The organism is Frankia sp. CeCAU1, from assembly GCF_977971845.1.
In genome coordinates this window covers 1-6,819 of sequence record NZ_CDWWXA010000193.1, presented here as the reverse complement: position 1 = coordinate 6,819, position 6,819 = coordinate 1, and the positions used below count along the sequence as shown (strand labels likewise).

Genomic DNA, 6,819 nt, shown 5'->3' with positions numbered 1-6,819 from the left:
TAGGACGGCCCACTTCGTCTTGCGGTATCGGCGGCGGATCCAGCGGTGGACTCGACGCCACGCGTACTCGTCGAGGTAGCCGAAGGTCGCTTTCGACACACCATGGCGGAAGTAGGTGCACCAGCCGAGCAGCACCGGGTTGAGCTGGCGCAGCAGGGCCGCGAGCGACGGATGAGCTGTTCGTCGGGTCAGCGCGCGGACCCGGCCGACGATCGCCGCGAGGGCTTTCTTCGACGGGTAGGTATAGACCACGCGCTTGGCCGTGCCCCGCTTGCGCCGCCGCTGGATGCGGAAGCCCAGAAAGTCGAGGCCCTCATCGATATGGCTGACCCGGGTCTTCGCCGCCGACAGGCGCAGGCCCATCGGGGCGAGGACCCGCGCGACGTCGTCCCGCAGCGCTTCAGCGTCGGCGCGGCTGCCGTGCACGAGCACGACGAAGTCGTCCGCGAAACGGACGAGCCGGTAGTTCGCCAGCCCGGCCTTCCGCCGTTTCCACCGCTGGTGGTCCGTCGCGCACATCGTCTGCCACTCCTCGGCGAAGTGATCGTCGAGGACAGACAGCGCAATATTAGCCAAAAGGGGGGAAATGATACCGCCCTGGGGAGTGCCAGTACTGGTGTTCCGCACGAAGCCGTCCTCGCAGAGGATCCCGGCCCGTAGGAACGCCTTCACCAGGGCGAGCACCCGCCGGTCCCCGACCCGGCGACGCACCCGGTCCATCAGTGCCGTGTGGTCGATCGTGTCGAAGCACGCCTCGATGTCCCCTTCCACCACCCACTCATAGGCGCGGGAGGTGAACTGGTGGATCTCGGCGATCGCGTCGTGCGCCCGCCGCTTCGGACGGAACCCGTAGGAACACGGGCGGAAACCCGCCTCGAAGATCGGCTCCAGTACCAGCTTGAGGGCCGCCTGCACGACCCGGTCGGTCACGGTCGCGATCCCCAGTCGGCGCACCTTCCCGCCGGACTTCGGGATCAGCTGCTCCCGCGCGGGCACCGGCCGAAACCGCCGCGCTTTGAGATCCTCCCGCACGCTCGCGAGAAGCCCCTCCACATCAGCGACCGCCGCCGGGGCCACCCCGTCGATGCCGCCAGACCGTTTCCCTCGGTTTCCCCTGACCCGCCGCCACGCCACCACGAGCACGGCAGGGTCATAGACAAGGTTGAATAGGTCATCAAACCGGCGGTCAGGGTCAGAGACCGCCCACTGGTGCAGCTTGGTCTGCATCCGCAGTACCCGTGCCTCCGCCTCATCCGACGCCGGCCACGGCGCGCCGACATTCACCGGCGACCTCCCGCCCCACAGATCCAGTCGCTGCCAGACCGCTGCCGTCCTTCCCCATGCGACCGGCTCTCCCGGCCTCGGAGTACTACGACGGCTCCGCCACACCCCGACACCCTCAGCGGATAACGCGCCTGCCGGACAGAGAACATCCCGCCCAGCGGCGCCGGAGCGCTTCCCACGTTCACCATGTTCCGGTCGTCGGGGTCGGTGCCCAGCTTTGCCCCTGCGACATCGCCATGAGTACGCCGCGGACCTTCCTCATGGCCTCCCTGCCAGCCACTTCACCCAGCACAGGAGTCGCCCGCCGCCATCGACGGACGTGCGTCGCTCCCCGGCCCATATCCACCAGGTTGGAGCCGGTGCACCTCTTGAGAGGCTTTACACGCTGGTTCCTCACGTACACCTTCCCGACTCGCTAGACCGACCCGGGTCGTCTGGCAGTCCCGACCCGCCCGGCCGTTGTCGCGGCTGCTCCCACCCTCCCCGCCGTCACACGGATCAGGCTGCCACCAGCTTCACCACCCCGCCGCGACGGAGCGGCGATGAAGGTCTCCCACCTCCATCCGGAAACACAGCGCCTCGTGGCGCACGAAGACACAGGTCCAGGCGCTGGACCGCACCCAGCCGCTGCTGCCGATCGACTTCGACGCCACCGAGAAGCGAACCCACGACTATGTCCGCCATGGCACCACCAACCTGCTCGCGGCCCTCGATGTGGGCACGGGCAAGGTTTTCGGTGAATGCTACCCCACCCGCACGGGCGACGACTTCCTGAAGTTCATAAAGAAAGCCGTTGAGCCTCACGGAGACAAAGAGATCCACATCATCCTCGACAATCTCTCCACACACACGGCGCCCGACGTGATGAAGTGGCTCGGGGAGAACCCCAGAATCACGTTCCACGTCACTCCCAAAGGATCGCCGTGGATCAATCAGATCGAGAACTGGTTCGGTATCATCACCAAGCAGTCGATCCGGCGGGGCACCTTCAGCTCGGTCAAGGTGCTGATCAAACAGATCCGGGACTACATCGAGCACTGGAACTCCACTGCGGAGCCGTTCGTCTGGACCGCGACAGCCGGGGAGATTCTGGCCAAGGTCAAACTCGTCGAGACCAACATCAAGAAGTTGGTTGCCAACAACGGCTGACAAAGGAATCAGAATAACGCTCCACTAGCTGTTACCTGCGGACGGATCCGGAACCCGTCCGCAGGCGGGCACGTCACCGCGGGGAAAGCCGGCCCAGCACCGGCGGAAGCTCGCCGGAATACACCACGGTCAGGAAACGGGTGGCCCGGGTCAGCGCGACGTAGAGGTCGGCAAGCCCCCGGGTCGGCCCGGCCAGCAGCGCGGCCGGTTCCACCAGCACCACCGCGTCGAACTCGAGACCCTTGCTCTCCGCCACGCTCAGCACCGCCACCGGCGCGTCGAGAGCATTGCCGACGGCGCTGGCGGGGTCGACGGAGTCCGCCGCGACCGCCAAATCCGGGAGGGCTGCCATGAGGGCGCCGCGCAACCCCGGGATGTCCTGCGGGCGGCAGATCACGGCGACCCGCCCGTCACCGACCTCGCTCGCGGCCCGGCTCGCCGCGTACACCACGGCGGCGACGAGGTCCCCGGGATGCGCCTGGGCGAAGGTCCGCCTGTCCTCTAGCGGACCAGTCCCGAGTAGACCAGTCTCGAGTAGACCGACAAGGCCCGGGACTTCGTCGGCCGTCACGTCGCCCACGCGCACCGCCGTCGGGGCACGGCCCACCGAACGCACCGAGAGGGGAACGGAGACCGTCGGGTCCTGCGCCCGCAGGACGTCGGCGGCGACGTCCATGATCTCCTGAGGTGTGCGGTAGTTGACGCTGAGCCGCTCGACCGTGAACCGGTCGCCGACCGCGGGCCCCAGCAGCTCCCCCCAGGACGCCGGCGCGCCCGGCCGGGCGGTCTGGGCCAGGTCACCGACGAGGGTCGCCGTGCGTCCCGGGCAGCGCCGCCACAGCAGCCGCCACAACATCGGCGAGACCTCCTGGGCCTCGTCGACGATCAGGTGACCGAAGGTCCAGGTACGGTCCTCGCGGGCATGGTCGGCGGCACTGCGCCGCGCCCGCGGCCCGCTCCACCGCTCGGCGAGCGCCTCGGCGTCGACCTGCCCCTCGAGCCCGAGCATGTCCACCACGCCCCGGGCGTACTCGCGCTCCTCCTCGCGTTCCCGCTCGGCACGGCGGGCGGTCTCGCGGCCGGTCTCCTCGTCCGGGTCGCCGAGCAGCTCGGCGGCCTCGTCGAGCAGCGGCACATCGGCCGGAGTCCACGCCCGATCGACCCGATCGACGGCCGCTGTACCCGCCGTACCCGCGCCGTCGCGCTGCACCGGGATCCGGGCGGACGCCGCGGTCGTCCGCCGGTCCTCGAGCAGGGATCGTTCCGCCGGGGTGAGCCGGCTACCCGCCGCGCGCGCCAGGGCCGCCGGATCGGCGAAGAGCTCCTCGAGGAGCCGCTGGGGGGTCAGCAGCGGCCAGAGGCCGTCGAGCACCGCACGGACCCCCTCCTCCGACCACAGGTCCCGGGTGATCTGGCCACGTTCGTCGGCGTCGAGCAGCCCGCCCGGGATCTGGTTCACCACCTGGGTGGTCAGCTCGGCCAACAGCTCGCGCAGGAAGACCCGACGGGCCGAGTTGTGCGGGCGGCGGCTGCGCCGCGCCCGGGTGCGGGCCCGCGCGACCGTGTCGCGACCGAGGCGCAGCATGCGATCGTCGTAGGGGATGAGCACCTCTCGCCGCGGCAACCGCTGCCGGTCCCTGACGGCGGCGGCGATGACCTCGACCATCCTCGGATCACCCTTGAGCGCCGCGGTCGCGACGTCCTCGACGCCGTGCGCGTCGACCCCGGGAAAGAGCCGTCCCGGCGTGGCGAAGATCACCCCGGTCTCCCCGAGGGAGGGCAGCACCTGGTCGATGTAGCGCAGGAACACCGGACTCGGCCCCACGACCAGCACGCCGGACTGGTCGAGCCGAGCCCGGTCGTTGTAGAGCAGATAGGCGGCACGGTGCAGCGCCACCGCGGTCTTACCGGTCCCCGGTCCACCGTCGACGACGAGCACGCCGTTCGCCCGCGCCCGGACGATACGGTCCTGCTCGGCCTGCAGAGTGGCGATGATGTCGTGCATGCGCCCGGTCCTGGGAGCGGCCAGCGCCTCGAGCAGCATCGTGTCGCCGGACGCTGTCACCCCGCCGGACTCGCCCGTGGCCGTGCCGCTACCGGTGCCGGTGCCGGTGCCGGTGGCCATGTCGACCGGCAGGCTCAACGGGTCGTCGGCGATGCCGGTGACCTCCCGGCCCTTGGTCCGCAGATGACGCCGGCGCACCAGACCATGCGGATCGGCCAGCGTCGCCCGGTAGAAGGCGGTGGCCACCGGGGCCCGCCAGTCCACCAGGATCGGTTCCTGCCCGCTGTCGGACAGGCCGATCCGGCCGATGTACGTCCGGCGCCCGTCGGCGTAGTCCATCGCGCCGAAACACAGCCGCCCTTCGGCGGCGTCGAGGCGGGCGAGCCGGTCGGCGTGGGTCGCCGCGAACACGTCCCGTTCCACGAGTGATTGGGGGGTGCCCGTGCCACTTTCCAGCAGGACCCGGCGCAGCTGCCCACGGGTGATCTCGCGGACCTCGTCCAACCGGATGTACAGCGTGTCCAGGTAGGCCTGTTCACGGGCGCGCTCGACGTCCTGCGTGGTCGGCACCGGCTCTCCCTCCCGGTCGCGGTCGGATTCTTGGATTGCGGCTTCCCGGGCTGCGAGCCGACGCCGTCAGGTGAGCCAGGAAGGGTAACAGCCCCTCCCCCGCAGATCTTCCCGACCCGCCCGGTGACCCGGCTCTGGTGACCCCACCCTGGTAATGACATGTCCACGACAACGACGGCGTGTCCACGAACGACCCCGGCGAGCCGGCCCGCGCCATCCGGCCCGGCGGCCGGAATGCCGCATCATCGCTGTTCCAGGTTACGGATGTCCGGCGCCTGGATACCCCGCAATGATCCACCTGGTGCGAGGTAGCGACCCACCTGGTGCGAGGTAGCGACCCACCTGATCCGAGGTAGCGAGCGGCCCGGGCGAAGGAGCCGTTTCCGGCGGTTCCTTCGCATCCACGGTGAACGGCATCCCGGGCTGGGGCGTCCACCGAGGTGATCAGACGCCCACCGAGGTGAGATGCTCCACCAGGGCGCTGTCGAAGGCCGGCAGATCGTCCGGCCTGCGGCTGCTGATCAGCGTGTTCGGCCCGGACCGGCAGATGACGACCTGCTCGTCCACGACCTCGGCCCCGGCGTTGCGCAGATCGGTACGCAGGCTCGGCCAGCTCGTGATCCGCCGTCCGCGGACCACGTCCGCCTCGATCAGGGTCCACGGAGCGTGGCAGATCGACGCCACCGGGCGGCCGGCGTCGAAGAAGTACCGGACGAACTCGACAACACCCGGCTGCCACCGCAGCTCGTCCGGATTGGCGACTCCGCCGGGCAGCACCAGCGCGTCGAAGTCCGCGGGATCCGCCTCGGCGACCGTGATGTCGACCGGGAAGGTGTCCGCGGGGTCCAGATGCCGGAACGCCTGCACCCTGCCTCCCTCCGTCGACACCAGCACCGGCCTCAGGCCGGCCTGCTCGATGGCCTTCCACGGCTCGGTGAGTTCGGCCTGCTCGACGCCCTCCGGCGCCACCAGAAACGCGATCTTGCGTTGAATCCTGTCGTCGTGCGTCGTCATCGACACGTCCTCCTACCTGACTCCTGCCTGCTGCCTGCCTGCTGCCTGCTGCCTCGCCGGTTGGGGTCGGGACCGGACTGGCGTCAGGGCCTGCTCGCCGCCTCCCGCAGGTCGGTGACGTCGTGCTCGAGACGCGCCCGCACCAGCGCGGCAACCAGCCGCGGGAAGTCCTGCCGGCCGACCAGCGCGGCGAGCCTCGCCGGGTCGGTCGGCAGCCCGAGCGCTCCGGCCGTTCTCCGGGTGCGTTCGTCGAGGTGGGGCACCAGCTCGTCCCATCCCGCCTGCGCCTCGCGCAGGAAGATGTCGGCACCGACCGGCCCGATCCCCTTGATCTTCTGTAGCAGCTCTCGCTCCCGGTCCGGGGAGTGCTCGGCGGCATCCCGCAGCCGGCGGACATCACCGTCGTAGGTGTCCATCAGGTAACGGCAGGCCGCCTCCAACGTCCGAGAGGTGCTCTCGTCGTAGCGCGCGTACCCGCTGCCGTTCAGCACCCGGGTACGGTCCTCCCAGGTCGCCTCGGCCATGGCGGCGGCGTCGGTCCAGCCGGCGTCCATCAGGGAACGGCAGGCTGCGACCGCGATCGACGTGCGGATCCGTGCGCTCGCAAGCAGGGCGAAGACGATCATCCTGAACATCGCCTCCGCGGTGTCGGCCGGCACGTCGGCGCCGATCTCGTCGGCGTAGGTCCGCCCATGCCGGGCGAGCAGTTCGGCGAGCACCGCTTCTGTGTCGGTTCCAGCCATGCAGTGGGACTACCCGCGATCCCCGCCATCACTCCGCCCCGTCCATGCCCCCCG

The 6,819-nt window shown here is 70.0% G+C and carries 5 protein-coding genes; 1 reads left to right on the top strand and 4 read right to left on the bottom strand.

Annotated elements, in window-relative coordinates; genetic code table 11:
• Positions 1-1,284: group II intron reverse transcriptase/maturase (gene ltrA, locus AC08OO_RS21730; RefSeq protein ID WP_476611558.1), on the bottom strand; the 1,284-nt coding region annotated here is incomplete at its 3' end.
• Between the two features lie 561 nt (positions 1,285-1,845).
• On the opposite strand from ltrA, the gene AC08OO_RS21725 reads away from it, so the two are divergent.
• Positions 1,846-2,433: an IS630 family transposase gene (locus AC08OO_RS21725; protein ID WP_476611561.1), complete on the top strand. Its 588-nt coding sequence runs from the start codon at positions 1,846-1,848 to the stop codon at positions 2,431-2,433.
• Between the two features lie 73 nt (positions 2,434-2,506).
• On the opposite strand, the gene AC08OO_RS21720 is transcribed toward AC08OO_RS21725, so the two are convergent.
• The 3 genes from AC08OO_RS21720 to AC08OO_RS21710 form a co-directional block, all read right to left on the bottom strand.
• Positions 2,507-5,008, bottom strand: a complete 2,502-nt coding sequence (locus tag AC08OO_RS21720; RefSeq protein ID WP_476611559.1) for a HelD family protein — start codon at positions 5,006-5,008, stop codon at positions 2,507-2,509.
• Between the two features lie 444 nt (positions 5,009-5,452).
• Positions 5,453-6,022, bottom strand: coding sequence for a type 1 glutamine amidotransferase domain-containing protein (locus AC08OO_RS21715; RefSeq protein WP_476611560.1), 570 nt, complete (start codon positions 6,020-6,022; stop codon positions 5,453-5,455).
• 83 nt (positions 6,023-6,105) lie between these two features.
• The gene (locus tag AC08OO_RS21710; protein WP_476606963.1) at positions 6,106-6,765 is read right to left on the bottom strand and encodes an HhH-GDP family DNA glycosylase; all 660 of its coding nucleotides are present in this window, start codon (positions 6,763-6,765) and stop codon (positions 6,106-6,108) included.
• Positions 6,766-6,819: the final 54 nt, after the last annotated feature.

What these genes read in the sequence shown, in the direction of transcription:
- AC08OO_RS21715 (WP_476611560.1), bottom strand. Translation starts at nt 6,022, where the DNA reads ATGACGACGCACGACGACAGGATTCAACGCAAGATCGCGTTTCTGGTG.
- AC08OO_RS21710 (WP_476606963.1), bottom strand. Translation starts at nt 6,765, where the DNA reads ATGGCTGGAACCGACACAGAAGCGGTGCTCGCCGAACTGCTCGCCCGG.